Raw genomic sequence first — 18601 nt, 5'->3', positions numbered from 1 at the left:
AACTTTAATGTTGTACTATAAAAAAATAGCTAAATGAATTGCCGAAATGATCAAGTTTTACGTCTATACAATCATATTTAATCTTGGTAAAACCGTTAAACTTGCACAAAATTTAGCTGTGTAGGACGTAGACTATGCGTGATGTAACCAAAAATGCTATTCAAAAAACAAAAGTTGCGATTATTGGTGCAGGTTTTGGTGGTTTAGCTATGGCGATTCGCTTGTTGCAAAGTCAAATCAATGATTTTGTTATCTTAGAAAAAACCAACGATGTTGGTGGAACATGGCGAGAAAACCAATATCCTGGTGCTGCATGTGACGTCCAATCACATATGTATTCTCTTTCCTTTGCGCCAAAGACAGATTGGTCCAAGCGATATGCCGAAGCAGATGAAATTTTTGGTTATATTCAGGATATTACAGAGCAATACAAATTAAAGGATTATTGCAAGTTTAATCATGAAGTAACACATGCTGAATTTGATGAAAACCGTAATGTTTGGACTCTAGATTTTAAAGACCAACCAACACTAGAAGCACAATTCGTAATTTTTGCTTCTGGTCCATTGCATGTTCCACAAATTCCACATATCAAAGGCATTGAGAAATTTAAAGGTAAAGTATTTCATTCATCTAAATGGGAACACGATTACGATTTAAATGGAAAATCAGTTGCATCGATTGGTACAGGTGGTAGTGCTATTCAATATATTCCAGAGATTGCACCTGAGGTTAAGCAACTCTATGTTTTCCAACGTACAGCAGCCTGGGTAATTCCACGTGATGAACGTAAATATTCAAAACTAAGTAAATCGTTATTTAAAGCTTCAAATATTTATCGTCAAATTCATCGTAGTCGTTTGTACTGGAGCAACGAGTCACGTGTTGTACCAATTGTGCAACCACAAATTATGAAATATGGTCAAAAACTTGCCGAAGCCTTTATTCGTTTCCAAGTCAAAGACAAAGCCTTAGCTAAGAAGCTTACCCCAGATTTTGTTATGGGTTGTAAACGTATTTTGATTTCAAACAAATACTTCCCTACGTTTAACCGTAAAAATGTTGAACTAGTAACTGATGGTATTCAAGAAATCACAGCAAATGGCATTATCACCAAAGATGGTAAAGAGCGTCAGATTGACTGTTTGATCTATGGTACAGGTTTTATTACGGACCCACGTATCTACTTAAAACATTTTGACTGTGTGGGTCGAAATGGCATTGAGCTTAAACAAGCTTGGAAAGATGGCGCTGAGAGTTATTATGGTGTTGCAACTAAAAACTTCCCTAACCTTTTCCAGCTTTTAGGTCCAAACACAATTCTTGGCCATAACTCTGTGATTTTTATGATTGAATCACAAGTAAACTACATTCTACAATTGATTCAAACAGTTGATAAAACAGGCACTCAAGCAGTTGAAGTCAAACAAGAAGTTCAAGACCAATTCAACCAACGTGTACAAGAACAACTCAAAGGCACAGTATGGCAAGCCGGTGGATGTAGCAGTTGGTATCAAGCTGCGGATGGTAAAAACTTTTCTTTGTGGCCAACGTATACTTGGAAATATTGGTTAGAAACCCGCAAGGTGAATGTTGCGGATTACAATTTTATCAGTACAGCAATTGATACAAAAGTCGATGCAGCTTAAGCAATAATTCTTCATAATAAGCAGGTTATTCGTGACCTGCTTTTTTTATGCAATCTCTTATTCTGATTCTCCAAATATTTATCGTAATTTCATTAGGCTACTTTATTGCCCCTCACTTATCTTTCCAGATAAAACAACTTGTTTTTAAAATTCTTCCTTATTTTTCTTATATTTTATTGATCAGTGTAGCTTTTGAGTTAACTCAAGCCCTCAATCATATTGAAAATCCTGTCGCTATTCTTCCGCCAGCTTTACTGATTGCATTTACAACATCTATCGGTGCTTTCTTTATTTGTTTATTTACTTATAAACTGATTGATCGCCAAAGTGTTCAAGGCAAAATATCATTACGCTTGTTTTTAAATGCATTGAAAAATATCGCTAAAGCATTTTTGGCACTTGCAATAGGTGTTGCAATAGGCTTATTGATCAAAAATTTTGATGTACATATACCATTCAACAGTTGGTATCTATTACTTATTTTTATCTTCTTAATCGGTATCGAACTCGCCTTTACCCAATTTGATCGCAGTTGGTTAAGTTGGAAAATTTTGCTTGTTCCTGTTGCTGCTATTATTGGTTCTTGTCTTGCTTCTATCTTTAACTATTTTATTCTATCAGATCACTATAAATTAAACGAAGTTCTCGCATTAGCACAGGGCTACGGTTGGTATTCAATGTCAGGAATTGTGTTTACTGAATTACACTCAGCTAAACTTGGTGGCATTGCGCTGCTTACTGATTTATTTAGAGAGATTTTTGCAATTCTATTGATGTATTGTTTAGGCTGGCGTTTTCCACGATCAGCAATTTCTAGTGCAGGCGCAACGTCGATGGATGTAACTTTAGCAATGGTTAAACAATCATGTGGCACGCATTACGTACCACACGCCATGATGAGCGGATTAATTTTATCCTTGCTCGCGCCACTCTTAATCAGTCTATTTTTAAACTTAAAATTTTAAATTGAAGCTAAAATCGATTTTAGCATCGCTGTCGGATTCTCTGCTTTAGTGATTGGGCGACCAATTACTAAATGAGTAGAACCATCTTGTATCGCTTGTTTCGGTGTCACAATACGCTTTTGATCATCAGCACTTGATCCTGCTGGACGAATTCCTGGAGTAACCAATGCAAAGTCTTGGCCGAGCATTTGACGAAGAATTTTTGCTTCTTGCGCTGAACAAACCACACCATCCAAACCACTTTCCTGAGTGAGTTTAGCTAAACGCTGCACTTGCTCAACAGGCTCAATATCTAAACCTATATCACGCAAGTCTTCACGACCCATCGAAGTTAAAACAGTAACTGCAATCAATTGGGTTTGATAATTTCCTGCTTTAAGACGCTCCACACAAGTTTCCATCATCTTACGACCGCCAGATGCGTGAACGTTCACCATCCACACCCCTAAATCAGCAGCCGCGCATACAGCTTGTGCTGTAGTATTTGGAATATCATGAAACTTTAAATCAAGAAAAACTTCAAAACCCTTATCATGCAAGCTTTTAACAACAGCAGGTCCTTCGTGAGTAAAAAGCTCCTTGCCTACTTTAACTCGACATAAAGTAGGATCAAGTTGTTCCACAATCGTCAGAGCGTCGTATTGGCTTTTTGCGTCTAGGGCAACAATAATACTCAAGAGCTTTTCTTCCCGATAAAAATAAAGCCCATATTATAATGGGCTTTTATTTTCATTGGTAATATCCAATACAGTTTTTTCGTGCCTTACACTTGCAGCAGCATCAGCAGCCGCTTGTTGTGCAAGTTGAATTTGTTCTTTGCGAAGATGATCAATATCCTTACGCAATCTTTTAATTTCCCAATTCGTTTGGAAAACGCGGAAAACCTGAACACCTAAGAGCAGTCCAACCACAATGCCTAATGCTAACGTCAATAGAAGCAATAAACCTAAACGCATTGCTGGAACTTGAGTAAACAATAAATCAACTGGTAGCTCAGTTGGGTTTTGAAGCACCAAGGCAAGTGAATAACCAAAGATGACAACGAGTAATGCAATTAATACATAACGCATAAACACCTCAAATTCTTATTGACCAGATTCGTTTACTGCATCACGAAGGGCTTTACCTGGTTTAAAATGTGGTACAGCTTTCGCTGCGACATCAACAGCTTTACCTGTTTTTGGGTTACGACCTAAACGTGGCTCACGATGGTGTAAAGCAAAGCTCCCAAAACCACGTATTTCGATACGATCACCATTTGAAAGAGCTTCGATCATTTGGTCAATCATAATTTTAACAGCATCTTCAACTAAAGGTTCTGCTAAGTGTGGGTTTTTAAGTGCAATCCGTTCAATTAAATCAGATTTATTAAGTGCTTCAGTAGTCATTGATGACCTCTTTAATTATTGCTACTTCTCAGTGTTTTTAATAATAACCTGTTTAAATACAAAACGGTAGCGCAGTACATGATTACTACGCTACCGTTTACAGTATTTTTGTATAAAAAAGTACATCTCTGTTACAAGAAACGTACTTTTTAACAAATTACTTCATTTGAGCTTTAATTAAGTCACCAATAGTCTTAGGACCATTGCTTTCTGCAGCTTGAGTCGCAGCAGCTTGGCGAGCGTTGTTCACAGCTTCTTTCTCTTCAGCTTCGTCTTTCGCTTTGATAGACAAGTTGATAGAGCGAGATTTGCGATCAACGTTGATGATCTTAGCTTCAACTTCTTGACCCACTTCTAGGAATTTAGTTGCGTCTTCAACACGGTCACGGTTGATTTCAGAAGCTTTAAGTGTTGCTTCGATGTCATCAGCTAATTTAACTGTAGCACCTTTAGCATCAACAGCAGTTACAGTACCTTTAACTAAAGCACCGCGCTCATTCGCAGCCAAGAAGTCATTGAATGGATCGCTGTTTAATTGCTTGATACCAAGGCTGATACGGTTACCTTCAGCGTCTACAGACAAGATAACTGCTTCAACTGTGTCGCCTTTCTTGTAACGACGAATCGCTTCTTCGCCTTGTTCGTTCCAAGAAATATCAGACAAGTGAACTAAACCGTCGATACCACCGTTTAAGCCGATGAAGATACCGAAGTCAGTGATTGACTTGATTGTACCAGAAACTTTTTCGCCTTTTTCATGTGCTTTAGCAAACTCTTCCCATGGGTTAGCACGAGTTTGTTTGATACCCAATGAAATACGACGACGTTCTTCGTCAACTTCAAGAACCATAACATCAACTTCGTCACCGATCTGAACAACTTTAGATGGGTGGATGTTTTTGTTAGTGTGGTCCATTTCTGAAACGTGTACTAAACCTTCAACGCCTTCAGCGATTTCAGCGAAGCAACCGTAATCAGTTAAGTTTGTTACACGTGCTTTAACGATAGAACCTTTAGGGTAACGGCTCATGATCGCTAACCATGGATCTTCGCCTAATTGCTTAAGACCTAAAGATACGCGGTTACGCTCGCGGTCAAACTTAAGTACTTTAACTGTAACTTCTTGACCAACTTCAACAACTTCTGATGGGTGCTTGATACGTTTCCAAGCCATATCTGTGATATGTAGAAGACCATCAATACCGCCAAGATCAACGAACGCGCCGTAATCAGTAAGGTTCTTGATTGTACCTGTAACTGTTTGACCTTCTTCAAGTTGAGCAAGTAATGCTTCACGGTCAGCTGAAGATTCAGCTTCCATAACTGCACGACGAGATACAACAACGTTGTTACGTTTAGCATCAAGTTTGATTACTTTGAACTCTAACTCTTTACCTTCAAGGTGAGTTGTGTCACGAATAGGACGAGTGTCAACTAAAGAACCTGGTAAGAATGCACGTACAGGACCGATGTCAACAGTGAAACCACCTTTAACCTTACCAGAGATAACACCAGTAACGATTTCGCCGTCTTCAAAGATTTTCTCAAGTTTAGTCCAAGTTTCAGCACGTTTTGCTTTTTCACGTGATAAAACTGTTTGACCCATACCGTTGTCAAGCGCTTCAACAACTACGTCAACAGTATCGCCAACTTGAACTTCAAGTTCACGTTGTTCATTTAAAAATTCAGCACGATCAACAACGCCTTCAGATTTAAGGCCAGTGTCAACAGTAACCCAGTCAGAATCGATACTAACAACAGTACCTTGGATGACTGCACCCTTTTCAACGTTGAGGTTTAATTCACTTTCTTCAAAGAGGGCTGCAAAAGATTCGGTCATGATATACCTGATAAAGTCCGCGGTCTTGGATCAGACAAGGCCGGTTTAGTTAAGTTGTTACATTGTCCAAAAAATCTGATCAAGCAATGCTTCAACTGAAAATAAAATGGTTTATCTATTGAATACGGCTATCGATATAGTCAACCATTAATTGGAAGACTTCATTGATGCCAATATTAGAACTATCAATGATATATGCGTCGTCTGCTGGCTTTAATGGCGCAACAGCACGTTCCATATCTCGTTTATCTCTAGCCTGTATATTAGATAAAATGTCGTTTATTTTAGCATCAAGACCCATACCCTGCAACTGTTTTACCCGACGTTCAGCACGGGACTCAGCAGATGCAGTTAGATAGATTTTAGCTTGCGCTTCAGGAAATATTGATGTCGCCATGTCACGACCATCGGCCACTAAACCTGGTGCTTGGATAAAAGCACGTTGACGTTCAAATAATGCTTTTCTCAACTCTGGTACAGTCGCAACCTTTGACGCGTATTCACCAACTTGTTCCGTTCTGATTATATTGGTCACATCTACACCATCTAAATAGATAAGTGTTACAGAGGCTGATGATTTAAACTCAATGTCGAGATGAGTTGCACATTCAATACATTGCTCTAATTCTGAATCAATTTGATCTAATAATCCGCGTTGAAACAATGACAGTCCAAGTAAACGATATAACGCACCAGAATCTAACAAATTGAAACCGTAATGCGCTGCTATTTTTGCTGCCAATGTTCCTTTACCTGAACCGCTTGGACCATCTATCGTAATAATATGAACTGTCATTCCCATCTCTTATGAAGCAACCGACTTCGCTAACTTTGAAAAACCTAGTGTAATCGCTGCTTTGAGTTGTGCAAGAATTAATTTACTTACAAGCGGTGCTTTTGCTGTAAATTCAATCTTATAAGTTACTAAAGTGATATAAGGCGTAATCTCTCTAAAATCAATTTGTCCCAAATGGTGCTTAACTAAAGGGTTATTAATTAGCTTATATTCGATACGCTTATTTTCTTCCAACAAAGTTATTTCTTCTTGAAGTGGCTTAATCGGCCCAAATCCCATACGTCGAATAGACCCCACTCCATCTGGGCGCTGCGGATCAGTAGAGTCCTTAACTCGTACAACTTGCAAAGGTGCAAATGCCTTATTGTATGTTGCATGTTTTGACAACAGATCAAAAACTTCGGAGATCGGTGCATTGAATTCTTTTTTTATGGTGATCGCATTACGCATAGTTTCGCCTTTTTGATTAAACCAAAATCATAGGAGCGGCTAGTCTGCCATAACTCATCGCAGATTTTTAATCATTTGAGGACGTTTTAGATAAACGGATCTGTTTCTTTTGATTACGTCTTTGTTTAAAGAAATCACTGAGTTGAGCGGAACATTTTGCTTGCATACACCCATGTTCAAAGACAAATTTGTGATTGTAATAACCACTATCAAGTAACTGACGAGCACTCACCAGCGAACCTGCTTTAGGTTCAGGCGTTGCAAATACAACACGTTGAATACGCGCATGAATCAAAGCACCTACACACATAGTACAAGGTTCAAGCGTTACATAAAGCGTTGCATCTTCAGGCAAACGATAGTTTTGAATGCTCTGACAAGCCATGCGCAATGCTTGAATTTCAGCATGTGCACTTGGGTCTGAAAGCAAGATTGGCGCGTTGTAACCTGCCCCAATAATTTTCGATTGACTTACAATAACAGCACCAACAGGTATTTCACCTTGTTCTGCAGCTAATGCAGCTTGCTCGTAAGCAAACTGCATCCAATATTCGTCATCAAAAGTATCTGGATTACTCATCGCCTTATGCAATGATACCGTATTGTCTTAACAATACATTCCAACTATCAATCGTAGTTATAGGTGGACAATCCGACAAAATATCTTTTAATGTAATTTTTTCAGTTGCTTTCCATTCAGGCGATAGATCTTTATCCACTAAACGCGCACGCACACCTTCAACAAAATCTGGATGGCGAATTTTCCAATCAGAAATTTGGGCCTCTAATGCAAACACTTCATCCCAAGCATGTCCTTGTTTACCCCACTGCCAAAGTAACCAAGTAATAGCCGCCGTGCTTGGAGAACCTTTTTGCAAATTCTCACTCGCCTGACGCAACCAATCACTGCTCGCTTCACTCAATCCAATGATGGCCTGATAATCAAACTCAAAGTTTTGACCACGACAAACGCTGTGTATAACATCAATAGAGTTTTGCAATGGACCTGCCGCAACTGGACGATGCAGACTATTTAACGTGTCATCAATGGCACGAAAAGCACCCGCAGGATAGTGGTTCCAATCGACATTTAAAACTTTCTGCAAGACATTATCTCGCTGAGCTTCACAAATATGAGTTGCCCAACCAATACTAAATGCACCTGCAGCTGTCATAATCGACCCTGTCAGTCCCGTGAATAAACCAATTTGACCACGATCTGCCAAGAAACGACTTCCACCCACATCTGGGTATAATCCAATATTGATTTCTGGCATCGCAAGGCGAGAATAAGGTGTAACTAAGCGAAATGGCGCAGCCATAAATAAACCGAGTCCACCACCCATCACATAACCCTCACCCCAAACCACGATTGGTTTAGCATAGTTATGTAACAGTAAATCCAAGGCATACTCTTGTTCAAAGAAACGATTTGCGGCATCAACCTCATTGTTAATGACAAGCTGACGGAGCTTACGTACATCGCCGCCTGCACAAAATGCTTTAGGCGTTGTTGAATCTAGCCAAATTGCTTTAACACTTTCATCTTCATGAAAATGCTCAAAAACCTTAAGTAGAGCACTAACAATAGATTCATCTAATGCATGCAATGATTTTGGGCGGTTTAAACGAATTACTCGCCAACCATTCTTTTCTTGCTCAATAACCAAATCAGGATGATAGCTATTCAAATCGGGAGAAGTCATTATGCGTCCAATTGCCAGTCTATAGGCTCAATGCCATGTTGTTTCAAATAATGATTACTTTTAGAAAATACTTTGCAGCCAAAAAAACCACCACGGTTTGCTGCTAATGGTGATGGATGAGCTGCACTCAAAACAAGATGCCTATTACGATCAATACGTTGCCCTTTGCGTTGTGCATAAGCCCCCCACAAAATGAAAACAACATGTTCTCGTTGTTCGTTTAACACATCAATCACTGCATCGGTAAATTCTTCCCAACCTTGCTTTTGATGTGATGTGGGCTGCCCAGCCTCAACAGTGAGTACACTGTTTAAAAGCAAAACACCTTGCTCTGCCCATTTACTCAAATCACCATGACGAGAAATGGGTATTGCCAAATCAGTAGATAATTCATGAAAAATATTACGCAAAGATGGTGGTAATGCAACCCCTCTCTGCACCGAAAAGCTTAAACCATTTGCTTGATTTGGACCGTGATAAGGATCTTGACCCAAAATTACAACTTTAACCGCATTTAAAGGTGTTGTATTCAATGCATTAAAAATCTGCTTACTCGGAGGATAAATTATTTTTTCAGCATTTTTTTGCTGCTGCAAAAACTCACGCAAATTATCCATTTTCTGACTAAGAAGAAAGTCAGATAAAGAAATTTTCCACGACTCATCCAACTGAACTTTACTTAACTTGTCCTGCTGTTGTTCAGTAAATTGCATCAACATTCCTTGAAATTACTCCACTCTCACGAATGAAATGTACAGATTAAATATTAACTTGTAATTCTACATTTGGGTTTTGAAATTTTAACCCTTGTTTCAAGTTTTTATACAGATTTGGATCACTCCATTCAGCTTGAACTTGCTCGGAAAAAATAATTTGCTCCAAGCTCAATGCACCCATTTGCTCATTATCAATATCTTCTTGAAAACTTTGCGCATAACCCGTATCTGTTTCGTGAACAATGACCGAGTAAACTTCAACATCACCCTCACCGTTTTGAGTAATTGTTGAATTCAACACTTGTTGAGCGAGATAGAAGAAAATACGAGAAAACTGCTCTGCTGAAGGCGAAACAGGCAATGCGATCCATCGTGCACTAAACGTTTTACATGCATCAATATAAGCTGGATCATCTTTTTGCCAATAGCAAATTGCATGATCAAAGCTATCAAACAGCTCTTTAATCACGCCTTTCAACAAGCCAAAATCATAAACCATTTGCCCATGATCCAGCTTCGATGCTTTTAGCAGCAACTCAACTTTATAGCTATGACCATGAATAGAACGCTTACAGCGATCTGATGTACAGTTCCGTACAATATGAGCGTTTTCAAACTTAAATAATTTACGAATTAACATGCACCAAGCGAATCTTTTCTGCAAACGAAGTTTATTATAAAACAAAAAAACAAGCATTGGGATCGAATTTAAAATTTGTGACTATTCAATTATTCAATCCATGGCCCGTACGAAAAGGTGCTAAACTTCGAGCGTAAACCGTAACCTGCTTATCTTTCCTGTATATAGCACTGGTAAATTGACGTTTTCGCTCACTCAAAACAACCTCAATCAACGCTGTAAAGTAATCTGATTTAGTATCCAACCACGCCGCTGCATCCGTTTTATTCTGTTCTTCTATCCCAGAAAATGCATTTATTTTCCATAAATCATCAAAACTAGAAAAATACGTTAAATTTGCCTGTTTTGCTTTTAATTCTTGATCAACCGTATTTACATCAACTCTAGGATCAATACTCGCAAGCAACAATGCTGGTGCTGTATTGATATTCACTTTTGTTGGTTCAGGTAAGGCAGAAATATAGTTTTTAATTAAGTCATAATTCTTACCTTCAAAGCCGCGGACTAATTTTAACTCTTCAATACTGTGAAATTTGGTATTTGGTGTTAAATAAGCTGGCTCTAAACCTTGATAATAATTACTTTCAGCCCCCATAGCACCTGTTGGCTCATCATCACTATCCTGCCAGTCAATTACCGCTTGACTTAATTCTGCTGGCAATCCAACGCGTTGCAGCAATCTCTCAAACCATCGGCGAGCAGAATCATCAACACTACCATCACTTTTAAGTAAATTATTGAGATTAAACTTTCCAGACTCATCAACTAAACGACCCGAAACATATCCATCCTCTACAGGGAATGCAGGCATTGGTTTCGCCCAACTTTCTTGTAAATGATCAATATTTTTGCCACTTTCATTATCCTGAATCAATAACTCAGCAAAAAATGCCTCTGCACTTTTCGCATAGAGCAAAGATTGGTTCTGTCGCATTAAATAGCCTGTATTTTCAGCACTATTACTTTGGCGTTTTGCAATTGTTGCGGCGAGAATTGTTGCTAAAGCAACCATGACAAGGATAGTCAATATAGCAACGCCATGTTGTGATCTTATATTTCTCATATCATTGACTATCCTGACTACGATCGATCAGACGATAGATCCACTCATAATCTGTACCAGCAACAGTCAATTGAATTTTCAATCCTAATGGTAACTTTCTTAATTCAGCCGTGTTTTCTGGATCTACATTATTTTCAGGCCACTGCATTAACTCTTGTGGATTGAAAACAGATACTTTAAAGCGCTCAACATTATCCAACAATGCACTTGACATCGGCTGCACACGATTTGGAATATTTAGATTTGTGTATTTCAATCGATATAGTCTTTTTTGAGACTCATCAAAACGATATTCGATACGCTCGTATGGCGACAACCCTTGCTTAAGCGGATCAGAAACACCAGCTTTACTAAACATAAAAACCTGATCATTAAGTACCAATGCAGCTTGCAATTGCCTTCCATCATTTGCTGTTAAAGGGATGATCTGCAAACTATCTCGCAAGATCTGCTGATAAGCGTCTTGTAATGCAAACAAATTCACTTCATGTTCAGCATTTCGATCTTTCACTTTTAACAAATAATCAAATACTTTCCAACCTAACATAGAAAGAACTGCAAAAATTGCAATTGCAACCAGCAACTCAACCAACGTAAATCCTGAGCGAGGATTAACAAAGTGAAACTTTGTCCGAGCGCAAGATGACGAACTATGTTCGGAGTGATCACGATTAAGTCGAGCACTGCTCGACCGCTCCGCAAGACGAAAAGCTAGGCTTTGAGTGCGAGGATTAACAAAGTGAAACTTTGAGATTTGCATATTATTGTTTTTATTATTCATATGATTTAACTTTCAGTCTGATGATTGAAAAACACTAGATGACCAACACCCGCTTCAACTTTATCTTGATCAACGTTAAATAAACTCACTTGTAATTCGATCCGCTGAACTTTGGGGCTAATCGTTGCTTGTGCTTTTTTATCAATTTGCCATGTTTCACCTTGTGAAGTGATTTGTTTGGATTGGGTTCCATCCAACCACTCTTTGTTAATCTCCATCATTGCAACCTCATTCATTGCAACAAATTGAGCCTTAGTACGTAAAATTGCATTTGAGGTTGCTTGCGTATATTGCATGGCTATTTTTGTTAGCGCGATTGCAGCCACTGCAAAAATTGCCAAAGCCACCATCACTTCAAGTAAGGTAAATCCTGAGCGAGGATTAGAGAAACATCGTTTCTCCTGAGCGCAAGACGGAGAGCTATGCTCGATATGGACACGATTAAATCGAGCAACGCTCGATCTGAGAAGCATCGCTTCGCAAGAAGACTGAGAAGCTATGCTTCGAGTTGCAGGATTAGAGAAACATCGTTTCTCCCTGAGAAGCCCAGCTTCGCAAGAAGACGGAGAGCTATGCTCGACGTGAGCAAGATTAAATCGAGCACTGCACGACCGCTCCGCAGAACGAAAAGCATTTTCTGGAAGACCTGATAAAGACTTAATTTTCATTAACCTTCCCCAAGTGATCCAATTCTAATTCATGTCCAATCGGCTGTTGAGCATAGTAAAATTGGATTCGAACAGGTCTCACTTCACCATTTCCAAACCAAATTAACTGTGGTGCTTGGCCACCCAATAAATCATCATTCTGCGCACGAGGGTAATTTTCATTATTTAAACTTTGCACACTAAATGAGACATTATTTGGTAATTGACGAGGTTTAAATTCTGTATATGGTTGCCATATACGATCTGCTTGTCGCACTCGCTCAAAGCTCTGATCATGATATTCAAACAAACTATAACTTAAGGGAGCGACATCTGTAGCATTTTGTATATTCAGAGCAAATACCTTGGCTTGATCTGTTGACTCTTTATTGATTTTCTTTAAATCAAGAATAAACATTTCTCTTGCTTGCATTGCTCGACGTTGGTCAACTCCACCAATATTCAGTACAACCAATGATGTCATAATCGTCATAATAACGATGACAACCATAATCTCAATCAACGTAAATCCTGAGGAGCGATTAAGTCGAGCACTGCTCGGCCGCTCCGCAATACAAGAAGCTTTAGCACTTTTTTTTCGACTAAAAGATTGATAGCTCATCGTTGCTGATCAACTTATGCACTGTATTCAGGAAGTTTCGGCATCGCTAATGCCTGTTCGATATAAGCAACTCGCAATGTATCTCTTGATCCAAGATAACGTTGATAGAAACTCGAATTTAGTATCACGGCAGCTCCATAAGTTAAAGACCAAATAGAAGCAAGATAGTCACGTGTGGTCATTGTGCTATTTATATCAGCTAAATAACTTTCCGTCATACGAATAATAATCCGCAAACGCTGACGTCGAATTTTATAAAGCTCGCTAAATAACAGTTGAATACCTTGAGCCGTTGTCGATAGGCGCTCTTCAATTTGATGAAATAAAGCGGTACGTTCAGGGTGATGTAAATGATGTAACATGAAAAAAGCTAAATGCTCAGGAAATCCCTTCTCCGTATCTTGAATCATCTCAAGCAACATTCTTTCGTTGCGAATAATCAGCAACATATATAATTCATCTTTACTTTGAAAGTGCTTATATAAAGTACCTTTTGCTAGATCCAATTCTGCCGCTAAGGCATCAAGGGTCATGCCCGCTTCACCATTTTCTAATAGGAGTTGCTCAGCGATTTGAAAAATTAATACTTCTCTTGCCCTAAATTGAGCTTGACGATCCATTTTCACGTGATAACTCTCTTTCCTAATACAACATAAACCGTTTATTTAAATTTCAAAAGATTTTCAAAATTTTGAGTCGTAATCAGACCCATTTCTTCAACTGATTTATGATATACATCTGCCAGAGCTTTGGCTACATAAGGAACGTATTTAGGTTCGTTGGTTTTACCACGATAAGGTACAGGAGCCAAATAAGGACTGTCTGTTTCGATAAGCACTCGATCAATCGGTACTTGCTTTGCAACGTCACGAATATCTTGAGCATTTTTAAAAGAAATAATGCCTGAGAAAGAAATATAGTATCCACAATCTAGAACAGCTTTTGCAGTTTCCCAATCTTCAGTAAAACAATGCAAAATCCCATGGGTTGATTGTTCCGCACGAATAATATCGACGGTATCATATTTGGCCGAACGTGTATGGACAACTACAGGTTTTTTTACTATTTTTGATGCTTGAATATGGCGTGCAAAACACCGCTTTTGCTCTGCGATGAAATCTTGGCTGTGATAGTAATCTAAGCCCGTTTCACCCAATGCCCAAACCTTATCAGACTGCGCCAATTCAACTAAATAATCCGTTGTAGCGCGCGCCATGATATGTTCATCCTCACAAGGATGTACACCTACTGTATATCCAACATCATCATGACGAGCAGCTATTTCAGCCAATTTCACATGATCATCAAGATCAACTGAAATTCCCATAAACTTTGAAACACCAGCAAGTCGAGCTTGTGCTAAGGCTTGATCTAAATCTCCATCATAAGGACTGAGATCCAACATGGTTAAATGACAATGTGTATCAACGAACACGCTTTCTTCCTACTCTTTATTTACATCGTATAACTTGGTCGTTCTAAAGCTTTTGAGCCTGCCAATATTCTTTCTGCTTCGTTCTTGTAATACACGCCTTTTTCTCCAACCAACTGGATCGCAAAGCCTTGTGGCTTAAAATGTGTTTGCTTATGTGAAATCCAAATCACTTTACCTGTAAGCGGAATCTTCTGCGCCTGCTCTGGTAAGGTTGCTAAAATAAATACTTCTTGTCCCATAGAAACTGCTTGTTTAGTCGGAACAAATAGTCCACCGCCCACCACAAAAGGCATATAACTTGATTGTAAAGTCGCTTTATCTGGAATATTGACCTGTATAATCCCACCCATCATTTGCTGCTGCATAACATTCCCCTGTTAAATCGCTAAATCACCAAAGTTTATGATCTTGATAACGCCTAGACATATAGAAAACACTATATATTTTTGTCGTCGTTTCTTTGGTTTACCGTCAAATTTAAAAATCTAAAGTTAATTTATCAATTGATTATAGAAAACAATATTCAAAACAACAAACTCTGTTTCAACGAAATGACAAGAAAAACTAAAAGATGATCCATTTATAGATAGCTTTAGTGCAAATAAGCTAAAATTTTCATAGATCAGAAAATAAAAAAACCATTCTTCTATTTTCAAAAAGAATGGTTTTTATGAGATGGATTTAAATTTACTTTTGTGTGCATTTATAATCAAAGTTGAGTTTGATCACAGCCTGATTCGTATGTCTTGTTACAACAGCGACTTGTTTTGCGCCAGCTTCAATCTGTAGTTTTCCACTGAACTGATATGCACCCTCGTTTTGTTTAGGATGGTTATATGAATAGCTATAAACACACTCATAAGATTGTGCCCCAAGATTCGAAGCATTGATCAAAATCGAAGAACCATCAATATTTGATTCAAACTTCGGCTCTGCCATAGCAATTACAGGCAGAGTGTAAAGTGATAACAGAACAGCAAATAGTCTTATTTTCATCACTATATTCCTTATTTTTTAATATTATTGTGAAGTAACTCACATTTTATATATTTTTAATTAGGATGACAGAACAAGAAACAATTTAAATACAATCTTTACATAAAACACCTAAAGCAATTTAAAGCAGGGTGGTTTTAAAACTAAATATTCATAAGTTGCATAAAAAGCTCATCCATAACTAATTGCGTTTGTACGTTCTGAGCAACCATCAACTTTTTTTGCTGTAAATCACTATAGATACTGAACAAAGCATCAAGCTCATAATGTTTTTCTAGTTCTTGAAAATCTAAATCAATATTTCTTAAAGGTTGTTTCAACTTGAAAGCAATCAAATCCCCTAATAAATATTCAAACATAGTCATGAATTCTGAAAAATTTAACTCTTTAGACCACTTATTAACATAATTTAAAGGCATATTTTTTTCAGCAACCAATTTCAGCCAATCAGCGACAAAAAAAGATCTTTTTTGTAGCCAATCACTTTTTTCAATTTCAATTGCTGTCAACGGCATATCATTCGCCAGATTAAGTAGCAATGAAATCTGATTTGGCATAACTTGTGGTATTTGTTGTTGTATATATTTCTCAGCTTCTTGTTGACTCAATCGATCCAAAGCGAAATGCTGTAACCGACTACGAATTGTTGCTGGCAATTTCAAATAATGATCAGCAAGCAGAATCAAAACAACTTTTTCACCTGGTTCTTCTAAAGTCTTTAGTAATGCATTTGCAGAAGCAATATTTAGTGCTTCTGCTGGTTCAATCACAACAACACGCCAGCCCTCACCCGTTTGTTGAACAAATGGCAATAAATCACGTATTTTTTCTATTTTAATCTTTGCATTTTGCTTTTTATTATCTTCATCCGTTGTGATATGTACATAGTTTGGATGAGTATCAGATTTTAACCATTGGCAACTCGAACACTCACCGCAAGCAGCTTGAGCTTGTTTATTCAAACATAATATCCAAGCAACGAAACGCGCTGTGAACTCATTTTTGGCACACCCTTTTTTGCCATAAAACAATAAGCCATGTCCAACTTCAGGAAATCTAGAACTGAGTAACTCCCATGTTTGCTGATGCCATGGATAAATCATCGTTGCTTGCGTATCTTCAATCATATTACTCAAACGCGCTTATTGGCATTGCATTAAGTCGATTCAAATCTACTTGTGTATCAACACCTGGTGGAAGATTAGCTTGAGCTACAGCAATCGCAATGCGATGACCATTCTCTAAAACACGCAACTGTTCTAAGCTCTCCAGAACTTCCAATTTACCTTGTGGCCATGTTACATACTCTTGTAATAATTTAACTCGATATGCATACAGACCTAGATGGCGATAGGCTTGACTATGTAGCTTAACCTCATCTTGTTTAGCACCATCACGATCATAAGGAATCGTTGCGCGGCTAAAATAAAGCGCTTCATTTCGATTCGACATCACAACTTTGACAATACTATCGCGCTGGAACTCATCTAAATGAATAATCGGCTCACACAACGTTGACATTGAACATTGAGGATTATCCACAAGCAATTGTGCCACTTGTTGAACAAGTAGCGCCGGAAGTAAAGGTTCATCGCCTTGAACATTCACAATAATATCGTCTTCCGCCCATCCTTTGATACGTGCAACCTCACTTAAACGATCTGTACCAGATGGATGATCAGCGCTCGTCAAAACCACATCCACGTCCTCAGCACGACATACCTCAGCAATACGAGGATCGTCAGTTGCTACACATAGATCATCAAAACCACCGACCTTTCTAGCCTGATCGACTACTCGTAGAATCATTGGACGACCATGAATCAACAAAAGTGGTTTCGCAGGTAAACGTGAGCTGGCAAAACGCGCAGGTATAACAATATGTTTCATGGTCTTTCTCTAAGAAAACTGAATACCAACTTGTTGCAATTGTTGCTTTAACAAGTCGTAGCAATCTGATGATAGAACAGCTTTAACGGGTACAACCCAAATAGCTGTATTAAACTCTGGATGCTGTTCCAATAGTTGTTTAAATTTTACCGCATCTTTTTCAGTGGTAATAATGGCATCATCTGAATCAAACATTAAATCTATAATTTCGTAATCATGATGATCAGGAAACTCATGCGCTTGAAATTGATGAACACCCAAACCTTTCAACGTTTGATAAAAGCGCTGTGGAAAACCAATCCCCACAACCGCATTAAAATATTGATTTGGATCAAACCAATCCACCTGGAGATCCGAGTTTAGTAAATATGGGTCACCAAGACCTAAATGCATATTTAGCTTAGAATCAGCATTTTTAGTATGTTGAATCACAGTACTGTTTTGCAATCTCGATTTGGGTTCGCGCAAATAGCCCTCTGGCAATAATTTTTCATTACCTAAACCACGATTTTGATCTAAAACGATCCATTCAATTTGACGTGCTAAAGCCCAATGCTGCAAACCATCATCACTGATAACCAAATCCAACTGAGCTGTTTTTAATAGCAACTCAATAGAAGCTTGACGATTAGGGCCAACAGCCATAGGTACCTGAGTTGATTGAACAATCAAACAAGGTTCATCACCCACTTTTGAAGGTGTAGCGTGTTGTTCAACAATTGCTGGAAAAGGTCCCTGACCACCATACCCTCGACTAATCACACCAACTCGTACACCATGTCGCTGTAAATACTTTACCAACTCAATCAAGAGTGGTGTTTTACCACTACCACCCACGGTAATATTACCAATCACCATCACTGGTATAGGGGCCTTGTATACTTTCTTCAAACCTAAAGTATACAAAGCTTGATTTAAGCAAAAGCCGAATCGATAGAGCCATGACAATGGACGCAAAACAATTAACCATGAGGCTTGTTGGTTCCAAGCATCTTGTATGCGTTGCGCCATCGACAT

At 38.4% G+C, this 18601-nt stretch carries 23 protein-coding genes; 2 read left to right on the top strand and 21 right to left on the bottom strand.

Translation table 11 applies throughout. The features are described 5' to 3' along the window. Positions 1-134 precede the first annotated feature (134 nt). Positions 135-1649 (top strand): flavin-containing monooxygenase, encoded by a 1515-nt coding sequence (locus tag DS737_RS07720; protein ID WP_113997234.1) that lies wholly within the window; start codon positions 135-137, stop codon positions 1647-1649. Positions 1650-1696: 47 nt separating this feature from the next. Beyond that, positions 1697-2614, top strand: a complete 918-nt coding sequence (locus DS737_RS07715) for a lysine exporter LysO family protein (protein WP_004639289.1) — start codon at positions 1697-1699, stop codon at positions 2612-2614. Here DS737_RS07715 and pyrF read toward each other — a convergent pair. The 21 genes from pyrF to lpxK form a co-directional block, all read right to left on the bottom strand. Further along, the gene (gene pyrF / locus DS737_RS07710) at positions 2611-3291 is read right to left on the bottom strand and encodes an orotidine-5'-phosphate decarboxylase (protein WP_004639290.1); all 681 of its coding nucleotides are present in this window, start codon (positions 3289-3291) and stop codon (positions 2611-2613) included. The genes DS737_RS07715 and pyrF overlap by 4 nt on opposite strands. A 33-nt stretch (positions 3292-3324) precedes the next feature. Then, positions 3325-3684 carry a lipopolysaccharide assembly protein LapA domain-containing protein gene (locus tag DS737_RS07705; RefSeq protein ID WP_004639291.1) on the bottom strand — a complete coding sequence of 120 codons (360 nt, stop codon included), beginning with the start codon at positions 3682-3684 and terminating at the stop codon, positions 3325-3327. Between the two features lie 15 nt (positions 3685-3699). Continuing rightward, positions 3700-4002 carry an integration host factor subunit beta gene (locus tag DS737_RS07700; RefSeq protein WP_004639292.1) on the bottom strand — a complete coding sequence of 101 codons (303 nt, stop codon included), beginning with the start codon at positions 4000-4002 and terminating at the stop codon, positions 3700-3702. A 157-nt stretch (positions 4003-4159) separates the two neighbouring features. Then, a complete protein-coding gene (gene rpsA / locus DS737_RS07695) occupies positions 4160-5842 on the bottom strand; it encodes a 30S ribosomal protein S1 (protein ID WP_004639293.1) in 1683 nt (560 codons plus the stop codon). Between the two features lie 115 nt (positions 5843-5957). Beyond that, entirely contained in the window at positions 5958-6638 is a 681-nt protein-coding gene (gene cmk, locus DS737_RS07690) for a (d)CMP kinase (protein ID WP_005080473.1), read from the bottom strand. 9 nt (positions 6639-6647) lie between these two features. Beyond that, a complete protein-coding gene (locus tag DS737_RS07685) occupies positions 6648-7088 on the bottom strand; it encodes an SRPBCC family protein (protein WP_004639295.1) in 441 nt (146 codons plus the stop codon). 67 nt (positions 7089-7155) lie between these two features. Continuing rightward, a complete protein-coding gene (tadA, locus tag DS737_RS07680; RefSeq protein ID WP_005080470.1) occupies positions 7156-7668 on the bottom strand; it encodes a tRNA adenosine(34) deaminase TadA in 513 nt (170 codons plus the stop codon). A 4-nt stretch (positions 7669-7672) separates the two neighbouring features. Further along, on the bottom strand, positions 7673-8797 hold the full coding sequence (locus DS737_RS07675; protein WP_171055793.1) for an enoyl-CoA hydratase/isomerase family protein: 1125 nt from the start codon (positions 8795-8797) through the stop codon (positions 7673-7675). Next, positions 8794-9507: a uracil-DNA glycosylase gene (gene ung / locus DS737_RS07670; RefSeq protein ID WP_005080468.1), complete on the bottom strand. Its 714-nt coding sequence runs from the start codon at positions 9505-9507 to the stop codon at positions 8794-8796. Before ung ends, DS737_RS07675 begins: the two co-directional genes overlap by 4 nt. A 46-nt stretch (positions 9508-9553) precedes the next feature. Next, positions 9554-10150 carry a 6-pyruvoyl trahydropterin synthase family protein gene (locus tag DS737_RS07665; protein WP_017394547.1) on the bottom strand — a complete coding sequence of 199 codons (597 nt, stop codon included), beginning with the start codon at positions 10148-10150 and terminating at the stop codon, positions 9554-9556. An 85-nt stretch (positions 10151-10235) separates the two neighbouring features. Beyond that, positions 10236-11213: a type II secretion system minor pseudopilin GspK gene (gene gspK / locus DS737_RS07660; RefSeq protein ID WP_113997233.1), complete on the bottom strand. Its 978-nt coding sequence runs from the start codon at positions 11211-11213 to the stop codon at positions 10236-10238. A 1-nt stretch (position 11214) separates the two neighbouring features. After that, positions 11215-11994 carry a type II secretion system minor pseudopilin GspJ gene (gspJ, locus tag DS737_RS07655; protein ID WP_113997232.1) on the bottom strand — a complete coding sequence of 260 codons (780 nt, stop codon included), beginning with the start codon at positions 11992-11994 and terminating at the stop codon, positions 11215-11217. A gap of 5 nt (positions 11995-11999) precedes the next feature. Continuing rightward, positions 12000-12344 (bottom strand): type II secretion system protein, encoded by a 345-nt coding sequence (locus tag DS737_RS16265; RefSeq protein WP_042110486.1) that lies wholly within the window; start codon positions 12342-12344, stop codon positions 12000-12002. A gap of 307 nt (positions 12345-12651) precedes the next feature. After that, positions 12652-13263, bottom strand: a complete 612-nt coding sequence (locus DS737_RS07645) for a type II secretion system protein (RefSeq protein WP_005080458.1) — start codon at positions 13261-13263, stop codon at positions 12652-12654. A 14-nt stretch (positions 13264-13277) separates the two neighbouring features. Then, entirely contained in the window at positions 13278-13883 is a 606-nt protein-coding gene (locus tag DS737_RS07640; protein WP_017394545.1) for a TetR/AcrR family transcriptional regulator, read from the bottom strand. Positions 13884-13924: 41 nt separating this feature from the next. Further along, complete coding sequence (locus DS737_RS07635) at positions 13925-14698, bottom strand: TatD family hydrolase (protein WP_113997230.1); 774 nt, start codon at positions 14696-14698, stop codon at positions 13925-13927. Positions 14699-14718: 20 nt separating this feature from the next. Next, entirely contained in the window at positions 14719-15063 is a 345-nt protein-coding gene (locus DS737_RS07630) for a PilZ domain-containing protein (protein ID WP_004639306.1), read from the bottom strand. Positions 15064-15385: 322 nt separating this feature from the next. Beyond that, positions 15386-15694 carry a hypothetical protein gene (locus DS737_RS07625; protein WP_004639308.1) on the bottom strand — a complete coding sequence of 103 codons (309 nt, stop codon included), beginning with the start codon at positions 15692-15694 and terminating at the stop codon, positions 15386-15388. A 143-nt stretch (positions 15695-15837) separates the two neighbouring features. Further along, positions 15838-16821 carry a DNA polymerase III subunit delta' gene (locus DS737_RS07620; protein ID WP_004639309.1) on the bottom strand — a complete coding sequence of 328 codons (984 nt, stop codon included), beginning with the start codon at positions 16819-16821 and terminating at the stop codon, positions 15838-15840. A 1-nt stretch (position 16822) separates the two neighbouring features. Then, on the bottom strand, positions 16823-17584 hold the full coding sequence (gene kdsB / locus DS737_RS07615; protein WP_113997229.1) for a 3-deoxy-manno-octulosonate cytidylyltransferase: 762 nt from the start codon (positions 17582-17584) through the stop codon (positions 16823-16825). 9 nt (positions 17585-17593) lie between these two features. Next, on the bottom strand, positions 17594-18601 hold the full coding sequence (gene lpxK, locus DS737_RS07610; protein ID WP_113997228.1) for a tetraacyldisaccharide 4'-kinase: 1008 nt from the start codon (positions 18599-18601) through the stop codon (positions 17594-17596).

Origin of the sequence: Acinetobacter haemolyticus, from assembly GCF_003323815.1 — a bacterium.
Classification (GTDB): domain Bacteria; phylum Pseudomonadota; class Gammaproteobacteria; order Pseudomonadales; family Moraxellaceae; genus Acinetobacter; species Acinetobacter haemolyticus.
The sequence above is the reverse complement of the archived record's forward strand: the minus strand, read 5'-3'. Positions and strand labels throughout refer to the sequence as shown.

Bases quoted from the DNA above. Each gene is read 5' to 3' on its own strand.
- DS737_RS07720 (WP_113997234.1), top strand. From the start codon at position 135: ATGCGTGATGTAACCAAAAATGCTATTCAAAAAACAAAAGTTGCGATT.
- DS737_RS07715 (WP_004639289.1), top strand. From the start codon at position 1,697: ATGCAATCTCTTATTCTGATTCTCCAAATATTTATCGTAATTTCATTA.
- DS737_RS07705 (WP_004639291.1), bottom strand. From the start codon at position 3,684: ATGCGTTATGTATTAATTGCATTACTCGTTGTCATCTTTGGTTATTCA.
- DS737_RS07700 (WP_004639292.1), bottom strand. From the start codon at position 4,002: ATGACTACTGAAGCACTTAATAAATCTGATTTAATTGAACGGATTGCA.
- rpsA (WP_004639293.1), bottom strand. From the start codon at position 5,842: ATGACCGAATCTTTTGCAGCCCTCTTTGAAGAAAGTGAATTAAACCTC.
- cmk (WP_005080473.1), bottom strand. From the start codon at position 6,638: ATGACAGTTCATATTATTACGATAGATGGTCCAAGCGGTTCAGGTAAA.
- DS737_RS07685 (WP_004639295.1), bottom strand. From the start codon at position 7,088: ATGCGTAATGCGATCACCATAAAAAAAGAATTCAATGCACCGATCTCC.
- tadA (WP_005080470.1), bottom strand. From the start codon at position 7,668: ATGAGTAATCCAGATACTTTTGATGACGAATATTGGATGCAGTTTGCT.
- ung (WP_005080468.1), bottom strand. From the start codon at position 9,507: ATGCAATTTACTGAACAACAGCAGGACAAGTTAAGTAAAGTTCAGTTG.
- DS737_RS07665 (WP_017394547.1), bottom strand. From the start codon at position 10,150: ATGTTAATTCGTAAATTATTTAAGTTTGAAAACGCTCATATTGTACGG.
- gspK (WP_113997233.1), bottom strand. From the start codon at position 11,213: ATGAGAAATATAAGATCACAACATGGCGTTGCTATATTGACTATCCTT.
- gspJ (WP_113997232.1), bottom strand. From the start codon at position 11,994: ATGAATAATAAAAACAATAATATGCAAATCTCAAAGTTTCACTTTGTT.
- DS737_RS16265 (WP_042110486.1), bottom strand. From the start codon at position 12,344: ATGGTGGCTTTGGCAATTTTTGCAGTGGCTGCAATCGCGCTAACAAAA.
- DS737_RS07645 (WP_005080458.1), bottom strand. From the start codon at position 13,263: ATGAGCTATCAATCTTTTAGTCGAAAAAAAAGTGCTAAAGCTTCTTGT.
- DS737_RS07640 (WP_017394545.1), bottom strand. From the start codon at position 13,883: ATGGATCGTCAAGCTCAATTTAGGGCAAGAGAAGTATTAATTTTTCAA.
- DS737_RS07630 (WP_004639306.1), bottom strand. From the start codon at position 15,063: ATGCAGCAGCAAATGATGGGTGGGATTATACAGGTCAATATTCCAGAT.
- DS737_RS07625 (WP_004639308.1), bottom strand. From the start codon at position 15,694: ATGAAAATAAGACTATTTGCTGTTCTGTTATCACTTTACACTCTGCCT.
- DS737_RS07620 (WP_004639309.1), bottom strand. From the start codon at position 16,821: ATGATTGAAGATACGCAAGCAACGATGATTTATCCATGGCATCAGCAA.
- kdsB (WP_113997229.1), bottom strand. From the start codon at position 17,584: ATGAAACATATTGTTATACCTGCGCGTTTTGCCAGCTCACGTTTACCT.
- lpxK (WP_113997228.1), bottom strand. From the start codon at position 18,601: ATGTCGATGGCGCAACGCATACAAGATGCTTGGAACCAACAAGCCTCA.